The sequence below is a fragment of the Sphingobium chlorophenolicum genome (assembly GCF_000722875.1).
In the GTDB taxonomy this organism is placed as follows: Bacteria; Pseudomonadota; Alphaproteobacteria; order Sphingomonadales; family Sphingomonadaceae; genus Sphingobium; species Sphingobium chlorophenolicum.
Genome location: NZ_JFHR01000057.1, coordinates 1 through 17,388, shown reverse-complemented (window position 1 = coordinate 17,388; position 17,388 = coordinate 1). Strand labels below are relative to the sequence as shown.

At 63.1% G+C, this 17,388-nt stretch carries 17 protein-coding genes; 3 read left to right on the top strand and 14 right to left on the bottom strand.

The annotated features are described in order from the left end of the window. Nucleotides 1-89 precede the first annotated feature (89 nt). Nucleotides 90-782 (top strand): EthD domain-containing protein, encoded by a 693-nt coding sequence (locus BV95_RS18485; RefSeq protein WP_037455553.1) that lies wholly within the window; start codon nt 90-92, stop codon nt 780-782. 3 nt (nt 783-785) lie between these two features. Here the strand turns inward: BV95_RS18485 and BV95_RS18480 are convergent, their stop codons facing one another. The 13 genes from BV95_RS18480 to BV95_RS18420 form a co-directional block, all read right to left on the bottom strand. Next, nucleotides 786-1,415: a TetR/AcrR family transcriptional regulator gene (locus tag BV95_RS18480; RefSeq protein WP_013849614.1), complete on the bottom strand. Its 630-nt coding sequence runs from the start codon at nt 1,413-1,415 to the stop codon at nt 786-788. Between the two features lie 5 nt (nt 1,416-1,420). After that, nucleotides 1,421-2,413, bottom strand: a complete 993-nt coding sequence (locus tag BV95_RS18475) for an NAD(P)H-dependent flavin oxidoreductase (protein ID WP_037455548.1) — start codon at nt 2,411-2,413, stop codon at nt 1,421-1,423. A 273-nt stretch (nt 2,414-2,686) separates the two neighbouring features. Next, entirely contained in the window at nt 2,687-4,981 is a 2,295-nt protein-coding gene (locus BV95_RS18470) for a TonB-dependent receptor (protein ID WP_037455541.1), read from the bottom strand. A gap of 82 nt (nt 4,982-5,063) precedes the next feature. Then, nucleotides 5,064-6,227, bottom strand: coding sequence for a thiolase C-terminal domain-containing protein (locus tag BV95_RS18465; protein WP_037455536.1), 1,164 nt, complete (start codon nt 6,225-6,227; stop codon nt 5,064-5,066). Between the two features lie 2 nt (nt 6,228-6,229). Next, the gene (locus BV95_RS18460) at nt 6,230-6,640 is read right to left on the bottom strand and encodes a Zn-ribbon domain-containing OB-fold protein (RefSeq protein WP_174544495.1); all 411 of its coding nucleotides are present in this window, start codon (nt 6,638-6,640) and stop codon (nt 6,230-6,232) included. A 25-nt stretch (nt 6,641-6,665) separates the two neighbouring features. Then, the gene (locus BV95_RS18455) at nt 6,666-7,580 is read right to left on the bottom strand and encodes an SDR family NAD(P)-dependent oxidoreductase (protein WP_037455531.1); all 915 of its coding nucleotides are present in this window, start codon (nt 7,578-7,580) and stop codon (nt 6,666-6,668) included. A gap of 45 nt (nt 7,581-7,625) precedes the next feature. Further along, entirely contained in the window at nt 7,626-9,047 is a 1,422-nt protein-coding gene (locus tag BV95_RS18450; protein WP_037455528.1) for an aldehyde dehydrogenase family protein, read from the bottom strand. Nucleotides 9,048-9,080: 33 nt separating this feature from the next. Continuing rightward, nucleotides 9,081-11,387: a CaiB/BaiF CoA-transferase family protein gene (locus BV95_RS18445; RefSeq protein WP_037455526.1), complete on the bottom strand. Its 2,307-nt coding sequence runs from the start codon at nt 11,385-11,387 to the stop codon at nt 9,081-9,083. Between the two features lie 44 nt (nt 11,388-11,431). Next, nucleotides 11,432-11,860, bottom strand: coding sequence for a hotdog family protein (locus BV95_RS18440; RefSeq protein WP_037455523.1), 429 nt, complete (start codon nt 11,858-11,860; stop codon nt 11,432-11,434). Nucleotides 11,861-11,870: 10 nt separating this feature from the next. Then, nucleotides 11,871-12,377, bottom strand: a complete 507-nt coding sequence (locus BV95_RS18435) for an FAS1-like dehydratase domain-containing protein (RefSeq protein WP_037455520.1) — start codon at nt 12,375-12,377, stop codon at nt 11,871-11,873. Nucleotides 12,378-12,398: 21 nt separating this feature from the next. Further along, the gene (locus BV95_RS18430) at nt 12,399-13,631 is read right to left on the bottom strand and encodes a cytochrome P450 (RefSeq protein ID WP_037455517.1); all 1,233 of its coding nucleotides are present in this window, start codon (nt 13,629-13,631) and stop codon (nt 12,399-12,401) included. Nucleotides 13,632-13,674: 43 nt separating this feature from the next. Beyond that, on the bottom strand, nt 13,675-14,775 hold the full coding sequence (locus BV95_RS18425; protein WP_037455513.1) for an NAD(P)-dependent alcohol dehydrogenase: 1,101 nt from the start codon (nt 14,773-14,775) through the stop codon (nt 13,675-13,677). A 42-nt stretch (nt 14,776-14,817) separates the two neighbouring features. Then, nucleotides 14,818-15,042 carry a ferredoxin gene (locus BV95_RS18420; RefSeq protein WP_037455509.1) on the bottom strand — a complete coding sequence of 75 codons (225 nt, stop codon included), beginning with the start codon at nt 15,040-15,042 and terminating at the stop codon, nt 14,818-14,820. Nucleotides 15,043-15,449: 407 nt separating this feature from the next. On the opposite strand from BV95_RS18420, the gene BV95_RS18415 reads away from it, so the two are divergent. Then, nucleotides 15,450-16,130 (top strand): TetR/AcrR family transcriptional regulator, encoded by a 681-nt coding sequence (locus BV95_RS18415; RefSeq protein WP_174544496.1) that lies wholly within the window; start codon nt 15,450-15,452, stop codon nt 16,128-16,130. A gap of 343 nt (nt 16,131-16,473) precedes the next feature. Beyond that, a complete protein-coding gene (locus BV95_RS18410) occupies nt 16,474-16,962 on the top strand; it encodes a MarR family winged helix-turn-helix transcriptional regulator (protein ID WP_037455599.1) in 489 nt (162 codons plus the stop codon). An 84-nt stretch (nt 16,963-17,046) separates the two neighbouring features. On the opposite strand, the gene BV95_RS18405 is transcribed toward BV95_RS18410, so the two are convergent. Next, on the bottom strand, nt 17,047-17,388 hold a 342-nt coding region (locus BV95_RS18405), incomplete at its 5' end, for a nuclear transport factor 2 family protein (RefSeq protein WP_037455506.1).

The following is a 17,388-nucleotide window of genomic DNA, read 5'->3' as shown; positions in this document are numbered from 1 at the left end:
CCGGCTGGCCGGTCCGCTATGCTGCCCGGCGGACCCGGCCGATTGGCCGGGCCGTATGGATTGCTGAGCCGGATCGCTGGGATGATGCCATGATGAAGTTTTTCGTGTTCGGCCGTAACAAGCCCGATTGGACGACCGAGGATTATCATCGGACGTTGCTGTTCGACCATGCGGAGCTGGTCAAAGGCTGCGACGGGTTCGTGCGCCACTGCGCGGGCTATGTGCAGAACCATGTCCAGTCGCTGCATGCCGTCGGCTTCGGCGATGGTCCCGTTCCATTCCCCGATTTCCGGAACTGTTCCGAATTCTGGTTCGAAGACCAGTCGGCGCTGGCCAACGCCTATGATAATGACGACTATATGCGCATGCTCCGGCCGGACGAGCAGCGTTTCGGCAATGCGGCCGAGCGGGTCGCCTATGGCGGACGGGGGGAGGCGGTCCGGCAGCGGGTATCCATCGCAACAGGCGGCGCGAAGCTGATGGTCCTGCACGACGCGCCCAATGACGAAGCCGGGATTCCGGCAGACGCGACGCGAAACGCCCTGCGCCATTCGGCCCATCGCCTGACGCAGGCGATGGACTTCGTGCGGCTCGTCTTCGTGGAGGACCGCCCGCTGCCCTTCCGGCGCTGCGACGAATATTGGTATGCCGACGCCGCGACGCTGCTGGAGGCGATGTCCGCCATGCAGCGCGACGGCGGACCGGCGACGCCCATGATCATGGCCCATGTGGTGGAGCATTGGGTGCTGCCGCCGGACGAATATCGCCGCCGGCCGGTTTGAGGATCAGCTCAAGCCGTTCGCCGACAGGAAAAGTTCTATCGTCCTGTCATACAGGTCGCTGCAATTCGTCGTCTCGCCAAGCAGATTCCTCAGTTCCAGGCTGACCACGCCGTGCATCGTCGCCCAGAGCATCTGGGAGATTTGCCTCGATTCATCCCGCCGCTCTTCGGGGAGGCAGGCCGCGACCGTTTCGCGTATGGCCTGGAAAGTCGACCATGCCTGCCGACGGCTGTCGAGCGGCGCTTCATAGGCGCGCCCCAGATCGCCGAACATGACATTGTAGAATGCCGGTTCCGCCTGCGCATAGGCGCGATAGGCCCTGCACATCGCCTTCAGCCGATCGATCGGCACCGGTTCCACCCGGCAATTCCCGAATTCGCGGCCAAGCCCGTCGAAACTATGGATGTAAAGCGCGTCCAGAAGCCCCGCCTTGCCGGAAAAGCAGGTGTAGATCATCTTGGTCGAGGCGTTGACCACCTCTGCGACGCGCCTGACAGTAAGCGCCTCCGGCCCTTCCTCGCTCAATATCCGCGCGGCGGCGGCGAGGATGGCGGACCGTGTTTCATCCCGGTAGGTGGCGCGGACCTGTTGCAGGTCGACGCCACCGTCCCGACGGGCCGTGCCGGAGGGCATGTCGCTTACGCTGCTTCCAGCGCACCGCTCATGGAGCGGCTGAGGCGCTTGGAGATGATCTCATCGGCTTCGCTCATGATGCGGTCGACCAGTTCCTTCACGGTCGGCACGTCGTGGATCAACCCGACGACCAGACCGCAGCTCCATGCGCCGGCTTCGACCTGGCCTTCGACCATGACCTTGGGATAGACGCCCGCGACCTGCTCGAAAATATCGTCGATCTTGATCGACGCGCCCTTTTCCTGCTCGATCTGGCGGATTTTCTCCACGCCCGTATTGTTGAGCACGCGCTCCGTATTGCGGAGCGGCCGCATCACCAGCCGCGTATCCAGTTCGGTCGCGTCGACCAGCGCCTGCTTTACATTTTCATGGACCGGCGCGTCCTTGGTCGCGACGAAGCGGGTGCCCATGTTGACGCCCTCCGCGCCCAGCGCCAGCGCGGCCACCAGACCGCGACCGTCGCCGATGCCGCCCGACGCCACGAAGGGCACGGTCAGCGCCTCGGCCGCCAGCGGCAGCAGGATCATGTTGGGGATGTCGTCCTCGCCCGGATGACCGCCGCATTCGAAGCCGTCGACGCTGACCGCGTCGCAGCCGATCCGCTCAGCCTTCAGCGCGTGACGTACGGAGGTGCATTTGTGGATGACCTTGATGCCGGCCTGCTTGAAGAGCGGCATATATTCTTCGGGGCTGCGTCCCGCGGTTTCCACGATGCTCACGCCGTTTTCGGCAATCGCCTGGATATATTCGGGGTAGGGGGGGGCGCTGAACGTCGGGAGGAAGGTCAGGTTCACGCCGATCGGCTTGTCGGTCAGTTCCCGCGCCTTCGCGATTTCCTTCGCCAGCAGTTCCGGCGTGCGCTGCGTCAGGCCCGTGATGAAGCCGAGGCCACCCGCTTCCGAAACGGCGGCAGCCAGGCTGGCGAAGCCGACATAGTGCATCCCGCCCTGCAAGATGGGGTGTTCGATGCCGAAAAGATCAGTGATCCGCGTCCGCATTTCCATTCTCCTCACAACGTCCAAATTCCGTGGAAACATTGTTACCAATGAAAACATTGTTGTTCAAGGGGAGACGATGGAAAATTAAATGCCCTGAAAACAGCATATTATGTAAATGCGCGCCGGACCGACGCCGATGCCGGCCTGCGAAGAGGATGTTTTCGCGATTCGCCGGGAGGGGCGCTCACGGCCAAAAAGGGGAAGCGCGCCGCATCGAAATCCGACGCGGCGCGCTTCCCCTTTCGCATGGGCTGTCGCTGAAAAGCGGCGCCCTTAAAATTTCGCGTCGAAACTGACCCCATAGGTACGAGGATCGGCGAGATGGGTGTAATCGAATCCATTGCCGGACAGGTCCAGCGAATAACGCGCATAATATTTATTGAATATATTCTTGCCCCACAGGCTGATGCCATAACGATCGTCGGCAAATCGATAGGTAAGCTGGCTGTTGACCAGCGCATATCTCTTCTGCGCGGTGCGTTCCGTGTTGAACAGGTCGAAATATTGTTTCGATGTGAAACTGCTGTTCACACCCCAGCTCAGCTTTCCGCTGCCGGTCTCCACTATATCCCAATCGAAACCCGCCGATGCGCTGAGCTTCGGCGCGTTGGGCAACTGGTTCGCCCGCAGGGACGTGCCGTTGAGCGTTCCTTCCTTGATCTTCGTGTCCAATATGCCGACGCCGACATTGATCCGAAGCGCCTGGACCGGGTGCACCGTCAGTTCGAATTCCGCGCCCATGATGCGGGACTTGGGAATATTGATCAGCGTCTGGATATGCGTGACGGAATTGACGCTGATCGCCTGCTGATCGCGATAATCATAATAGAATGCCGCTCCGTTGAAGGTCACGGCGCGGTCCAGGAACTGGCTCTTGAAGCCCAATTCATAGGCGTTGACGGTTTCCGGCTTGGCCACGTTCAATTCGTCCGGCGAAAAATAGGCCTGCGCGTTGAAGGCGTTGGCGCGATAGCCGCGACTGAAGCTGGCGTAGATCAGGTCATTGTCGGCGGTCTTGAAATCGACGCCGACCTTGCCGGTGACCGTGCCTTTCTTGAAACGAGCGCTGGTCGACGCATCGAAATTGAACGGATCGTCCCCAGGGATCGTGTTGACGATCGGAACGCGGTCCGGTCCTTCGATCTGGGCGCGATAGCCGACCACCTTGCCGCGGTCCTGCGTATAGCGGATGCCGCCGCGCAGGATGAGGTGATCCGACAATTTATAATTCATGTCGGTATAGACGGCGGCGCTTTTCCTGACCTGCTTATATTGATTGCGATAGATGCAGGAAACCGCGAAGCCGCTGTCGACGCAATCTTCCGCAGTCAGCGCGCCGTCGCCGTTCACGTCGATATCGCTATAGAATCCCGCCGACGTTTCGTTCCACAGATTTTCGACATTATAATAGGCGCCGAAGATGAAGTTGAACGGCCCATCAAAGTCCGAAGACAGGCGGAGATCCTGCGAAAACTGCTTGCCGCGTCCCTTGAGGTCGGCCTCCAGCACCCGCAGCGGCGTGCCGTCCGCCTCGTCGACCACGCGCAGCCGTCCATAGTCGTAGGACGTCACCGACGTGACGGTCATCGCGTCCGTGACATGCCAGTTTCCAGTCAGGGACGCGCCATAGGTGCGGTGCCGATGCCGGCCGATATTGTCCGCCTCCATCTCCCGCCGTCCAAGGCCGGTCCTGAAATAGCTGGACGCGCCGAACGTCTCATAGACCCCGTTCCCTATGCCCAAAGACCCGACCGGTTCGCCCAGCACGCCATATTCGATCGGATTTTGCAGGCTGGTCGTCAGCCGCAGGATGAAATCCAGCTTGTCGTTCGGTTCGAACAGCAGGGATGCGCGGATGCCATATTGGCGCACAGCGCTGCCGTCGGGCTTGCCCGGCATCAGATTCTTGAACCAGCCATCGGCGCGGGAGAATGTGAAGGCGATGCGCGCCGCCAGCTTGTCGCCCAGGCCCGCCTGCACCGCCCCGTCGGCGTCATAGCGATTATAATTGCCATAGCCCAGTTTCAGATAGGCTTCGGAATCATGCCCCGGCTTCTTGCTGATGAAGTTGATCGCGCCGCCGGTCGTATTCTTTCCGTACAGGGTTCCCTGCGGTCCCCGCAAGACTTCGACGCGTTCCAGATCGAACATGCCCAGTCCCAGCAGAGGGAAACTGCCCTTATAGACTTCATCGAAATAGGTCGCGACCGGCCCCTGCTGATTGAAGCTGAAGTCCGACATCGAAACGCCGCGCAGCGAGAAGATCGGAAGTCCGTCCCCGGCGACCGTCGACGCCTGAAGATTGGGGACGGATCCGGCAAGATCGCTGACCTGCTGGAGACGCTGCTGCGACAGCGCCCCGCTGCCCAGCGCCGTCACCGACACCGGCACGTCCTGCAACCTTTCCGACCGGCGGAGAGCGGTCACGACGATGTCGCTGTTGCTGACCGATCCCGACGCGCTTCTTTCCGGCGTGGCCTGATCCGGACCGCTATCCTGCGCCAGGGCGGGTTGGGCCAATGCGAAGGCGCAAACGCCGTATAGTAGCTGGTACCCCAATCTGTTCATTTTCTCTCTCCTTGATTTGCCGTAGAGGAGTTTGCCTCCTTCTTGGCAGCGCTTTTGATGGATCGAAGCCTTCATTCCCTCCCTAGGGCGCCTGGTTGGACAGGATGAGGGAGGCCGCCGACCAGAAGAGCCCGCCGACCCCCTGGACGAAGCTGAGTTTCATGTCGGGCACCTGCACCACGGCTTCGCCGCGCAACTGGCGCACCGCTTCCTGGATGGCGTACATCCCGTACATGCCGGAATGGGTGTAGGACATGCCGCCGCCATTTGTGTTGATGGGCAGGCGACCGCCCGGACGCGTGTGCCCTTCGGCATGGAAGGCGCCGGATTCGCCGAAGCCCACGAAGCCGGTATCCTCCAGCATGTAGAGGGGCAGGTGCGCGAACGCATCGTAGAACATGGCATGGTCGATGTCGTCATGGGTGACGCCGGCCGTTTCGAACGCCTCCGCGCTGGCCCGGCGGAAGGAACCGAAGGAGGTCAGGTCGTCCATCTGCGACACCAGCACGCTCTCGCAAGATTCGCCGGAACCCATCAGATAGACGGCGCGGTTCGCGCTCGGCAGGTCGCGTGCCCGCTCCGCGCTGACCAGGACGAGCGCACCGCCGCCGTCGGTGACGACGCAGCACATGTCGCGGGTAAAGGGATAGGCGACGCGCGGCCCCGTCAGAACCTCATCGACCGTCACTGGCGTCCGGCGCTGGGCGCGTTCGTTGGGGATCGCCCATTCGCGCTGCGCCACCACCACTTCGGCCAGGTCGCGCTGCCCCATGCCCCGCGCCTCCAGGAAAGCCAGCGCGGGGAGGGTGAACAGGGAATAGGGGGCGATGGCGCCAAAGGGCTGTTCGAACTGTCCGTCCGGACCCCTGGGGTTCATCGAATAGTTGGGCATGCCCACCCATGACCGGCCGGATTCGCCATGGGTGATCAGCACGACGCTGGCCTGCCCAGTGGCGATCGCGGCGGCGGCGTGGCGGACATGGGCCATGAAGCTGCACCCGCCGATGGTCGTGCCGTCCATCCAGCGCGGGCGGATCCCCAGCATGGCGGCCACTTCGATGACCTGCGTCTCCGCCGTGGCGATGCCGTCCACGTCGGCGGGCGTCAGCCCGGCATCCTTCAGCGCCCGCCGGGCGGCGTCGGCATGCAACTGGATCATCGACATATCGGGAACGACGCCGACACGTTCCGTCTCCGAAGCGCCGACGATGGCGATATTGCCTCCATTGGGGGAAATTAAGGGCATGCTCATATCCTGACGGGCTTGAAGACGGGCAGGAACTGGTCGCCGCGCGGTTCGAACGCGACCTGGAGTTCCATCCCCAGCCGAAGATTATCCGGTTCCGGTTCGACCCCGACGATATTGGTGCAGAGGCGCGGGCCTTCCTCCAGCGTCACCAGAGCGATGATCTGCGGATCCTTGCTTTCGAATTCCGGCGATGGACGATAGTTGATGATGTAGGATGACAGCCGCGCCCGCCCCGACACTCGTTTCCATTCGACCTCGTCCGAATTGCATTTCGGGCAGAAGGGACGCGGATAGAAATAGAAGCTCTCGCAACGGATGCAGCGTTGAATGCGCAACTCTCCTTCCGCCGCGCCCTGCCAGAAGGGCGCGGTTTCCGGAGTAGGTTCGGGGATAGGCCCGATCGACATCATGAATCTCCGTAAGTCATGGCCCGGTTCACATCTGGGAATCGAAGTAGACGCTGGGCGCCAGCCCGTCCGCGAGCGGGCGGAATTCCTTTTCCACCATGGCGGCGAAGGTCGCGGCGTCGAGATCGGCCATGCCCTCCACCGTCTTGATCATCTCCGGAATATTGTAGAGCATCAGCTCTCCTCCCGCCGCGCCGATGGTCCGCCCGGACATCCAGCCCGATTCCTTTGAACCCAGGAAAACGGCGATGGGGGCGACGCGGTCGGGCGTATAGGGGTCGTCGGCCCGCGCCGGGCCGTCCACATTCTTGTCTTCGGGCGCGGTTTCGGTGAGCCGCGTCGTCGCGCCCGGTGCGATGGCGTTGACCGTAACGCCATAGCGGGCAAGCCCGTTCGCCAGCGACATGGTCAGGCCGACGACGCCCATCTTGGCGGCGGCGTAATTGGGCTGGCCGGGCGACCCGTGCAGGCCCGAAGCGGAGGTGAAGTTGATGATCCGGAAATCGCCGTGCGGATTGCGCAGCGAACGCCAATAGGCGGCGGCAGGCTTGATGGTCGAATAATGGCCCTTCAGGTGGACGCGGATGACCGCATCCCAGTCCTTCTCGTCCAGATTGAAGATCATCCGGTCGCGCAATATGCCCGCCACATTGACCACGATGTCCAGCCCGCCGAACTTCTCGATGGCCAGGCTGACGAGCCGTTCGCCGGTCGCGACGTCGGCGATGTCGCCGCCGTCGGCAATGGCCTGGCCCCCGGCGGCGATGATTTCGCTGGCGACCGCTGCCGCCGGTCCCACATCGCTGCCTTCGCCCGTCGTATCGCCGCCCAGATCGTTGATGACGACCTTCGCGCCCTCCGCCGCGTAGCGCCGCGCTATCGCCGCTCCGATGCCGCGTCCGGCCCCGGTGATGATCGCGACCCGTCCTTCCAATGCACCCATGACATATCCTCAACTTGTTGCTTGTGGTTTCGTTGTTCCGTCGCCCTAGGCCGCCGCCCGCCTTGGGGGCGCGTAGAGAAGCTGGATGTCGGTGAAGCCGTGCAGGCCCCATGGTCCGTTTTCGACGCCGATGCCGCTCGACTTCAGCCCGCCGAAGGGGAGGTGGGGTTGCAGCCCCATGGCATGGCCGTTGACCTGCACCTGCCCGGCTTCGATCCCCAGCCCGACATTGGCGGCGCGGATCGGGTCGGATGACCAGACCGACGCGGTCAGGCCGAACGGACCCGCATTGGCGCGGGCGACCGCATCGTCGACATTGCTGTAGGACAGGATCGGCAGCGCCGGTCCGAACTGCTCCTCGCTCACGATCCGCGCTCTTTCGTCCAGATCGGCAAGGATCGTCGGCTGGAAGAAGAAGCCGGGCCGATCCATCGGCGCGCCGCCCGCCGCGACCCGCGCTCCCATGCCGATGGCTTCCGCGACCAACTCCTTCACGCGCTCGAACTGCGGCCTGTTGCAGAGCGGCCCCAGCAGCGCGCCTTCCTCGTCCCAGGCGCCGACCGCCACGGAACGGGCGCGCTCCGCCAGCGCCTCGACCAGTTCGTCATGGCGGCTTTCATGGACATAGATGCGCTTGATGGCGACGCACACCTGCCCATTATTGGCGAAGGCGCCCCAGAACAGCTCGTCCGCGATGGCGGATATATCGGCATCGTCCAATATCACCGCCGGATCGTTGCCGCCCAGTTCCAGCGTCACGCGCTTCAGGTCGTTGGCCCCTGACGCCATCACCTTCCTGCCGGTCGCGGTCGACCCGGTGAAGGTCAGCTTGCGCGGCGTGGCATGGGCGGTCATCGCCGCGCCCAGCGGGTCCGGGCCGGAAATGACGTTCAGCACGCCGGGCGGCAGGATCGATTGCAGCGCCTGCCCGACCGCCAGCGTCGAAAGCGGCGTATAGGGCGACGGCTTCAGCACCAGCGTGTTGCCGGCGCGCAGGGCGGGCGCGATCTTCCAGAAGGCGAGGGCGATGGGATAATTCCACGGCGTGATGCCCGCCACCACGCCCAGCGGCCTGCGGACGATTTCCGCATAGGCCGTCGCATCGTCCTGCACGATCTCTCGCGGCAGTTCGAGATCGGCATAATAGTTCAGCCATTCCGCCGACGCCTCAAACTCTATGCCCGTGTCCGCCAGCGGCTTGCCCTGTTCCTGGGCCAGTATCGGTCCCATTTCGGCGGCAATCTCCATCACCAGACCGGCGGCTTCCTTCAACGCCCTGCGGCGCAGTCCTTCGTCGCGGCTCCATGAACCGAAGGCGTCCTGCGCGGTCGCCATCGCCTCCTCCAACTGTTCGGGGCTGGCGGCGGGGGCCTCGGCAAAGGCTTCGCCCGTCGATGGATCGATCACGGAGAAGGTGGCCCCCGTCTCCACGGATCGACCATTTATGGTCATTGCGATGGCGTTCACGGCTGCTTTTTCCTTATGCTTGCGATCCGAGGCTCAACGATAGGCATGGGGCAATATCTGCGGCATGGGTCCGCCGACCGCGACGGCGCGGCGTTCGATCAACTGGTCGATGGTCGCGGGATCGATCCCCGCATCCTCCAATATCCGGACGCTATGCTCGCCGATCCCCGGCGGCTTCAGCACGCCCCGCCATTCGGTCCTGCTGAAGGAAGCGATGCGCCCCGGCGTGGCGATGAAACCGCCATTGTCGGAAGGATAGACATGGGCGAAGCCCGCCTCGCAAAGCCGGGGATCGCGCAGCACCTCCGTCACCTTCCTGACGGATGCAGACGGCACGCCTGCCCGGTTGAGGCGACGGGTCGCTTCCTCGCGGTTGAGATTGGCGATGGCGGCTCCGATGGCGGCGATGGCTCCGTCCTTGTCCGCCAGCCGTTCTTCCGGAATTTCCAGGGAGCTGGCGATTTTCGCCGGGGCGTCGGGCGCGGCGATCCGGACCCAGCCGTCCGCCGCCCGGTACATGCGGTCGAACGCGCCGTCCCCCTGAAAGTCCACGCCGCCGACGATGGCGGGCGGGCGGCCTTCGAACCGGATGATCTCCGCCGACTGGAGGTAGGTTGCGGTGCCCAGCAGCGTGTCCCACGTCCGCTGGCCTTCCCCGGTCCGCAGCCTGTGGAACAGGGCAAGCGCGATGGTGAGGGAGGACATGGAGGCCGTGCTGATGTCGCAGACGGATATGGTGTTGACGATGGGTTCGCCGTCGCCGCCCTCCGCCGACATCATCCCGGCCATGCCCTGCAACACCATGTCCACGCCGCCGCGCCCGCCCAGCGGGCCGGTCTGGCCGAAGGCGGAAAGGGACATGGTGACGATGCCGGGGTTGATCGCCTTCAACGAGTCATAGTCGATGCCCAGGCTCTTCGTCACGCCGGGGCGCAGGCCGTCGATGAAGACGTCCGCGCCCTCGATGATCTTGTGGAAAGCCCGGATGCTGTCGGGATGCTTCAGGTCGATGGCGATGCTGCGCATGCCCCGGTTCGCGCCATAAGCGGGTTTGCGGAAGGGGTCGCCCTCTCGCGGTTCCACCTTGATCACGTCCGCGCCCAGCGCGGACAGCAGGCATCCGGCATAGGGGCTGGCCAGGAACGGCCCGCTGTTGACGACCCTGATGCCCGACAATGGGCCGGAACGCATGAGCGGGCGCGCCTCGGCAGCCGGACGGGGCTGGGCGGGCCATGGCGCGACCTTGCTGCTATGCTCGCCAAGGGCAGGGGCAGGGCCGCGAACGGTTCCGGGCGTCGCGGTCAGGTTGATCGGGACGCCCGGCATGACGACAGTGCCGCGATCGGGATCGTCGACCTCGACCCGCATGCCCATGGCGGCGACCTGCGGATGGTCCAGCCATCCGTCGCGCTCGTCTATCGGCCCTGAGGGGATGCCGACGGCGTCCAGCCGGTCCAGCCAATATTGACGCGGCTGCTTCAATACCGCTTCCTCGACGGCCTTCTGCACCCAGCCGATATTCTCCGGCGCGACCATGTTCGCCAGGCTGCCGCCCAGCCGTTCATCCTCGACAATCGAGCCAAGCCCGATCACCTCCATGAACATGGCTTCGAACCGGGGGCCGAGAGCGCCGCTGGTGAACCATTTGCCGTCGCCCGCGATCATCCGGGAATAGGTGGGATGCCGCCCCGCGCCCCCCACGGCCGTGCTGGGGTCAGGTGCGTTCGGATCGACCACCAGCGATATCATGGTAAGCTGCTGAAGCGCGTTGATCCCGGACACGGTGACGCGCTGCCCGAAGCCCGAACCCTCCCGCTCTATCAAGGCCGCCACCGCGCAGACCGACGCCCACAGGCCATGCGCATAGAGCAATGTCTGATAGACGGACTCGACCGGCTCCCCCGATACGGAGGACTGGCGGGCGAACTGGCCGCCATAGGCCCCCAGCAGCGCGGCGGATTCGACGCCGCCCGCCCAGGGGACATGGCCGGGAAGATAGACGGGCATTTCCAGCAGGATCAGGCGGGGATGCTCGGCCAGCAATGCCATGGCGTCCAGCCCGAAAGCCGCCAGTTCGTCGTCGCCCCTGACGATCAGCATGTCCGCGCCGCCGATCTGCTTCCGCAGCCAGGCGCGACCGTCGGCCGTTCCGGGATCGATCACGACGCTGCGCTTGCCCCGGTTCCACATCGGAAAACCGGGACGGTCGCGTTCCGGATCGCCGTCCGGCGTCTCCACCTTCACGACGTCGGCGCCGAAGTCGGCACAGAACATGCCGACAATGGGGCCGGCGACGCCGGTCGCCAGTTCGATCACGCGAATATCGCCAAGCGCATCCATCTTCAGTCAAAGCTCCCGAAAAATGATCGTTCTTGCGGCAAGGTTCATGCGCGGGACGGAACCGCCACGATGGCGCGCCCCGGCGAAGTGCCCTTGCCGTCCTGATTTTCCACGTCGATCTGCAGGTGGATGAGGTTGGACCCGTCATCCGCGACCGATTTGTCCACGACCGTGGCCTTGGCCGACAATATGTCGTCCTTCTGGTTGATGGCGCGGAACTGCATGGCCAGTTCCTTGATCTCGCTCTCGTCGCCCGCCCAGTCGCGCAGGGCGTTCAGCATGTACGCCCAGCGCAGATTGCCCATGCCGAACGCGCCCGGCTGGCCCGCCGCCCGTCCCGCCTCATCGTCCATATGGACATAGACGAACTCCTCGTTCACCGCGGCGAAGCGGCTCCATTCCATCATGGTCGTCTTGCGGGTGAAGGCCGGAATCTGGTCGCCCACGGCGATGTCTTCGAAGAAAATGGACAAGGCGAAGCTCCTAATAATGAATGAGGGTCATGACGCGGGACTTCACCCATTCACCGCGCTGGTTCGTCCATTCGGTCTCGTTATAGGTGTAGAGCGTCAGGCCGTTGCGGCCCTCCCGCTCCTCCCATCCGGTGAGGCGGGAACGGCTGGAGATCACGTCGCCCGGACGCATGCGCGCGCCGAAACTGTCGACCTGACCGCCGTTCAGGATATTGTCGCCCTTCTTCGTTTCCTGACCGGGGATCGCGCCCTGAAGCCGCAATTCCTCCTCCGTCAGTTCGCGGGGAAGCTGCCAGGCGAAGGGATTGAAATCCTCCGGCGCGACGATGCCGCCCCACCGCGTCGTTTTGGCATAATCCTCGTCCCAGAAGAGACGCGGCGGCATCTCTCCCCAATAGGTCGCTATCGCCCAGCGGCGTATGTCGGTGGCCGTGATCGGAAAGCTCGTCTCGAACGAATGCCAGACGCCTTTCGATGCCACCATCTGCGGGGTGACGAGAGTCGTCGCCTCTTCCATGCCATGTCCCTCCATCGGTTTTTAGAGCGCCACCGGCAGCCGGGCGATGCCGTTGATGCTCGCATGGCTTTTGAAGCTGATGTCGGCCGGATCGGTCGCCAGCCGCAGGTTCGGAATCCGCCGCAGCAGCGTTTCGAAGACGATCTGCAATTCGATGCGCGCCAGCGCCTGACCGATGCACTGATGCATGCCATAGCCGAAGGCGACATGGTCCCGCGCGCCCCGGCGAATGTCGAACTTCGCCGCATCGGGGAAATGCCCGTCGTCGCGGTTCGCCGCGAAATTGAGCGGGATGATCCCTTCGCCCGCAGGGATCGTCACTCCGCCAATCTCTATATCCTCCGTCGCGATGCGCAGGATGATGAGATGCACGACCGTCAGATAGCGCAGCAGTTCCTCGATGGCGTCGTGGATCAGGGCCGGGTTCGCCTGAAGCTCCGCCAGTTGATCCGGATGCTCCAGCAGCGTCAGCATGCCCATGCCGATCATGTTCGCCGTCGTGTCATGGCCCGCGACCAGCAGCAGCCACGCGGTGTTCAGCACGTCCCGCCGCTCGATCTGGCCTTCGTTGCTTGCCCGCACCAGATCGCCCAATATATCGGTGCCCGGATCGTCCAGCTTCTCGCGTTCGGCGATCAGCCGGTCGACATAGTCGTTGATGTTCGCAAAGGCTTCGGTGGCGCGCTCGATCGCTTCTTCCGTTCCCAGGCTGGCGGCCAGCAGCGCCTCCGTCTCCCGGTTGAAGAAGGGGTGATCCGACGGCGGCACGCCCAGCAGCCAGGCGATCACCGTGGACGGGACGGGCAGGGCGATTTCCTCCACGAAATCGAACGGCTCCGACCGGTCGATGATATGGTCGATCCGCTCGTCGACCAGCGCCTGGATGCGCGGGCGCATGACCTCCAGCTTCTTCACGATGAAATGCTTGGAGATGAGGCGCCGGAACAGCGTGTGGCGCGGCGCGTCCATGTTGAGGAAGGTTGTTTCCTCCTCGCTGGGGCGGGGGACCAGTTCGATCTGGGGAAAGCCCGGCAGATTCTGGTTCGAACTGACCCTGGGATCGGCCAATATGCGCCGCACGTCGTCATAGCGGGTGACGAGCCAGGCCGGTGTGCCGTCGTGCAGAACGACGCGCCGGACTGGCTCGTTCTCGCGCAGCCAGGCATAGGCTGGCGGAGGATCGTAGGCACCGCGTTCCCAGGGGAAGGTGGTTTCGGGGACGGGCTTTTCCTGGATTTGGGTTTCTGTCGTCACTGGCTTGTGCCTTCTTTAAGGTTGGTGTCAGCGGTTCACCGCGTCATCGGCCGGGCAGCAGGACCGGCTTGATGACCGATCCGGACGCAAGATCGCGCTCCGCATCGTTGATCTTTTCCAGCGGATATCGGGTGATCAGCCGGTCGAAGGGGAACAGCCCCTCCGACCAGAGTTCGATCAGTTGCGGGATCAGCAGTTGCGGAACCGAATTGCCTTCGATGATGAAGGACAGTTGCTGGCCCTTCATCAATGCTTCCTGGGGCAGGTCCAGCGGCGCGCCGCCGCCGCCCACCAGCCCCAGCTTCCCGCGTGCGCGCAGGGACGCCAGGGCGGCGGTGATGACGGCGGGCGCGGCGGTCGTGTCCAGCGCATGGGTCGTGCCGCCCCCCGTGATGGACATGATCTGATCGACCAGTTCCGGATCGCGCCCGGAGATGCGATGCGTCGCCCCCAGTTCCTGGGCAAGCTGAAGACGGTTTTCATGAAGGTCGACCGCGATGACCTTCCGCGCCCCAGCGATGCGCGCCGCCATGATCGCGGCCATGCCGACCGCGCCCGTCCCGAATATGACGACGCTGCTGTCGAAACGGACCTGCAGGGCGTTCAGGATAGCGCCCGCGCCGGTCTGGATGCCGCAGCCAAGCGGCCCCAGCAGTTCGATGGGCAGGTCCGGCGACACCTTGATCACATTGCGTTCGGTCGCCAGCGAATGGGTGGCGAAGGACGACTGGCCGAACCAGCGCGTCTGCAATTCGACCCCGTCCGAATCCCGGCCCGACCGATGCGATCCGGGCCGCAGCCCCAGTTCGTTCCGCTCGCTGAATTCGGAGCAGAAGGAGGGCGTGCCGCTATGGCAATTCTCGCACCATCCGCATGAATCATAGGTCAGGACCACATGGTCCCCGACGGCAAATCGCGTGACGGAGGGGCCGACCGCCTCGACGATGCCGGACCCTTCATGGCCCAGCACGGCGGGCAGGGGCGCCCATTCGGCGGGCAGGTGCCGCACCACCAGATCGGTGTGGCACATGCCGACTCCGGCGACGCGGACGAGAATCTCGTTCCCGCTGGGTTCGGGCAGGTCCAATGGCTCTATGGCGAAAGGCGCTTGCGCATGGCGCAGGATCGCGGCGTTGGCGTGCATGTCTTCCGACACTCCTCCTGGAAGTGGGAACCGGCCTGAAAGTCAGGCCTTCTGGTTCGCCGAGAGTTGGGCCGAGAGCCGGATCGCGGCGGCGGGGCAGACATTGGCGGCAGATTTGACCGCGGCGGCGGTGGCTTCGTCGCCATCATCGACCGTGTCCCGCAACAGCAGGACCACGCCATCGTCATCCTGATCGAAAACCCCAGGCGCCAGCATCACGCATTGGCCTGATGAAACGCACCTCTCCGGCAAGGTTTTTACCTGCATCGTTCATGCCTTGTTTTTGTGTTGTGTGAACTTGAACAGAATCGACAATTGCCAAGTTAAATGTTCGTTTTTTTAAATAAAGAATAATATTTATCATCCTGAGTTACAGAGGTTTGGATGAATTGATAAAGTTGTTCTGTCTGACGCTGGTTACGCATCATGGCCATGGTTATGACCCATAACTTTCGCGATGCCCGGTTGCCGGGGGGCGGGCCGTTTACCCTAAAATACGCGGCGACATCGACATTGCCGGGGCCGTCTGCTATATGGTTGAAACCGTGTTCTGGTATTGGCTTGGGCGCGCTTGAAACTGTTTATAAACGCCTCATTGTCGTTGAATGCCAAGTAAAGCCCGAACACTAAAAAGAATATCGGGAGAGGAGATGATAAAAATACGAGCTTTCCCCATGAGCGAGTCTCATGTCGTTCCGTTGCGCGAACGCCGCAGGCAGGAAACCATCAATGAGATTCTCGATCTGTCGATCGAGGTCATACGGCAACAAGGCGTTGCCGGACTTAATCTGACGACGGTGGCGCGGCTGTTGGGCGTGCAGCCTACGGCGCTTTACAAATATTTTCCCTCTTTGATGGCCGTCTACGACGCGCTTTACCGCCGCGCCGAAAATGAAGTGTTGCACGAGGTCGAAAGCGCCGTCGCGAACGCGGAGCCGGGCATGGCGGCGATCCGGGACGCGATGCTGGCCGTGGACCGGTGGGCGACGGCGAACCCGGAAATGGCCCAGCTTCTGATCGGCCGGCCCATTCCCGGCTATATCCCCGCGCCGGACGCGCTGGACCCCAGCATCAGGATATTGGAGATTTTCCGCTTCACGCTGGATCAGGCGGTCGTGCGGAAGCAGTTGGATCCGGGCGCGTCAGGGACGCGGCATGTGCTGATGCTGGCGGCGTTGATGACGGGCGCATCGACGCTGCGGATGCTGCATGCGGATGAGCCGCCCTGTCAGGCGGATATAGAAGGCCTGATCCCCGATCTGGTCAGCATGTTCTTCAGGGCATTTTCGCCCAAAGACGCGGAATCAAGCAATCCCGACAAGGCCGAACATAATCCCTGTCCGAATGCATCGTAGTGGCTGTATTCCGCCATCCCTCTCCCGCAAGGAGGGGGGTGCGCTTCCGGTACCCGGAATTCGTAACCCAAAGGCAACAGCCGCCGCAAAAAACATCCTATCGATGCAGCAGGCGCTCATTTCAGCCTGTCCTATTCCGCGCCTGCCACTCTATCTCGCATCCCTCTTTGAAACGTTCGATGAAATCCCGCTTCGCATACGCGCGCCCAGGCACGCGCGCGCATACACTGTGAACTTCAACGCAAAACTGCCATTTTTCGGCATTCCAGATGGCCTATGCCGTCTCGGCCAACGCTTTGTCGGAAGGGTCGACACCCATCTTCAATAGGTGTATCGCAACAGGATGAGCGCCTTTGGACCCATCGCGTTCCTGGAGGAAGTCCGGAACACCCCTCATATCTGCCTTGCGGAAGGGCTGCGAGCGGCCAACCGGGCGATCATGAAACATTATGTCGACGGCATGGCCGGGTCGCCGGTCAATCCGGTGCAGATGTCGCTCCTGATGCGCGTATATTATCTGCGCAACGCGACGATGCAGACGCTGGCGCGGCATATGGAAACCGACCGGACCACCACGACGCGCAATGTCGAGATTCTGGTCAGGGACGGCTTTCTCGATGTCAGCGAAGGGGCCGACAAGCGCCAGCGGCTGGTGCGCCTGACGAAGCGCGGCCATGAAGCGCTTGAAGAAGCGATTCCCAAATGGCGCAAGGCTCAGGAATCGCTGAAAGAATCGCTGGGCGACGAATTGTGGGATAATATTCTCCGCGACACCCGGCTGCTGATCGAACTGGGCGGTATCGCATGCGACCGCAACGCCGTGGCGGCGTAGAAGCGGACAGCTAAAAGCAAGGCGGTCAAAAGGAACGGAAGCGTGCAGGCCGCACGCGTTCCGCCCTCATGATGTTGATCGGCCCTAAATCTCGCAAGTTCGTGATGTGAACTTCCATGTGCCGTCGTTGCATATGAACTGATCGGAGTATTTTCCAACGACCTTGAGCTGCGGCGGTTGGCCAAAGGGCGTTGCATAGACGCGCATATAGCTTTGCGCCGAAGCGGTGGTTGGCGAGTGGAGGGTGACGAGTGGCTGGCTGACCACATGGAACTGGATGGCGGGGTTTCCCTTGGGGAGGGAGAAGTGGTGGAGTTTTTGCCGTCCCCTGAACACCAGCCTGTCGCCCTGAAGTTCGGCGCCTGCGCTCAGGCCCTGTTCCTTCCAGGGGATACCTGCGTCGACATCGGTTCGGTCGGCATAGAG

Excerpts from the sequence above, each read along its gene's own strand:
- BV95_RS18420 (WP_037455509.1), bottom strand. The coding sequence starts at position 15,042 with ATGCAGGTAAAAACCTTGCCGGAGAGGTGCGTTTCATCAGGCCAATGC.
- BV95_RS18485 (WP_037455553.1), top strand. The coding sequence starts at position 90 with ATGATGAAGTTTTTCGTGTTCGGCCGTAACAAGCCCGATTGGACGACC.
- BV95_RS18435 (WP_037455520.1), bottom strand. The coding sequence starts at position 12,377 with ATGGAAGAGGCGACGACTCTCGTCACCCCGCAGATGGTGGCATCGAAA.
- BV95_RS18445 (WP_037455526.1), bottom strand. The coding sequence starts at position 11,387 with ATGGATGCGCTTGGCGATATTCGCGTGATCGAACTGGCGACCGGCGTC.
- BV95_RS18455 (WP_037455531.1), bottom strand. The coding sequence starts at position 7,580 with ATGGGTGCATTGGAAGGACGGGTCGCGATCATCACCGGGGCCGGACGC.
- BV95_RS18470 (WP_037455541.1), bottom strand. The coding sequence starts at position 4,981 with ATGAACAGATTGGGGTACCAGCTACTATACGGCGTTTGCGCCTTCGCA.
- BV95_RS18415 (WP_174544496.1), top strand. The coding sequence starts at position 15,450 with ATGAGCGAGTCTCATGTCGTTCCGTTGCGCGAACGCCGCAGGCAGGAA.
- BV95_RS18465 (WP_037455536.1), bottom strand. The coding sequence starts at position 6,227 with ATGCCCTTAATTTCCCCCAATGGAGGCAATATCGCCATCGTCGGCGCT.
- BV95_RS18425 (WP_037455513.1), bottom strand. The coding sequence starts at position 14,775 with ATGCACGCCAACGCCGCGATCCTGCGCCATGCGCAAGCGCCTTTCGCC.
- BV95_RS18480 (WP_013849614.1), bottom strand. The coding sequence starts at position 1,415 with ATGCCCTCCGGCACGGCCCGTCGGGACGGTGGCGTCGACCTGCAACAG.
- BV95_RS18410 (WP_037455599.1), top strand. The coding sequence starts at position 16,474 with ATGAGCGCCTTTGGACCCATCGCGTTCCTGGAGGAAGTCCGGAACACC.
- BV95_RS18460 (WP_174544495.1), bottom strand. The coding sequence starts at position 6,640 with ATGATGTCGATCGGGCCTATCCCCGAACCTACTCCGGAAACCGCGCCC.
- BV95_RS18475 (WP_037455548.1), bottom strand. The coding sequence starts at position 2,413 with ATGCGGACGCGGATCACTGATCTTTTCGGCATCGAACACCCCATCTTG.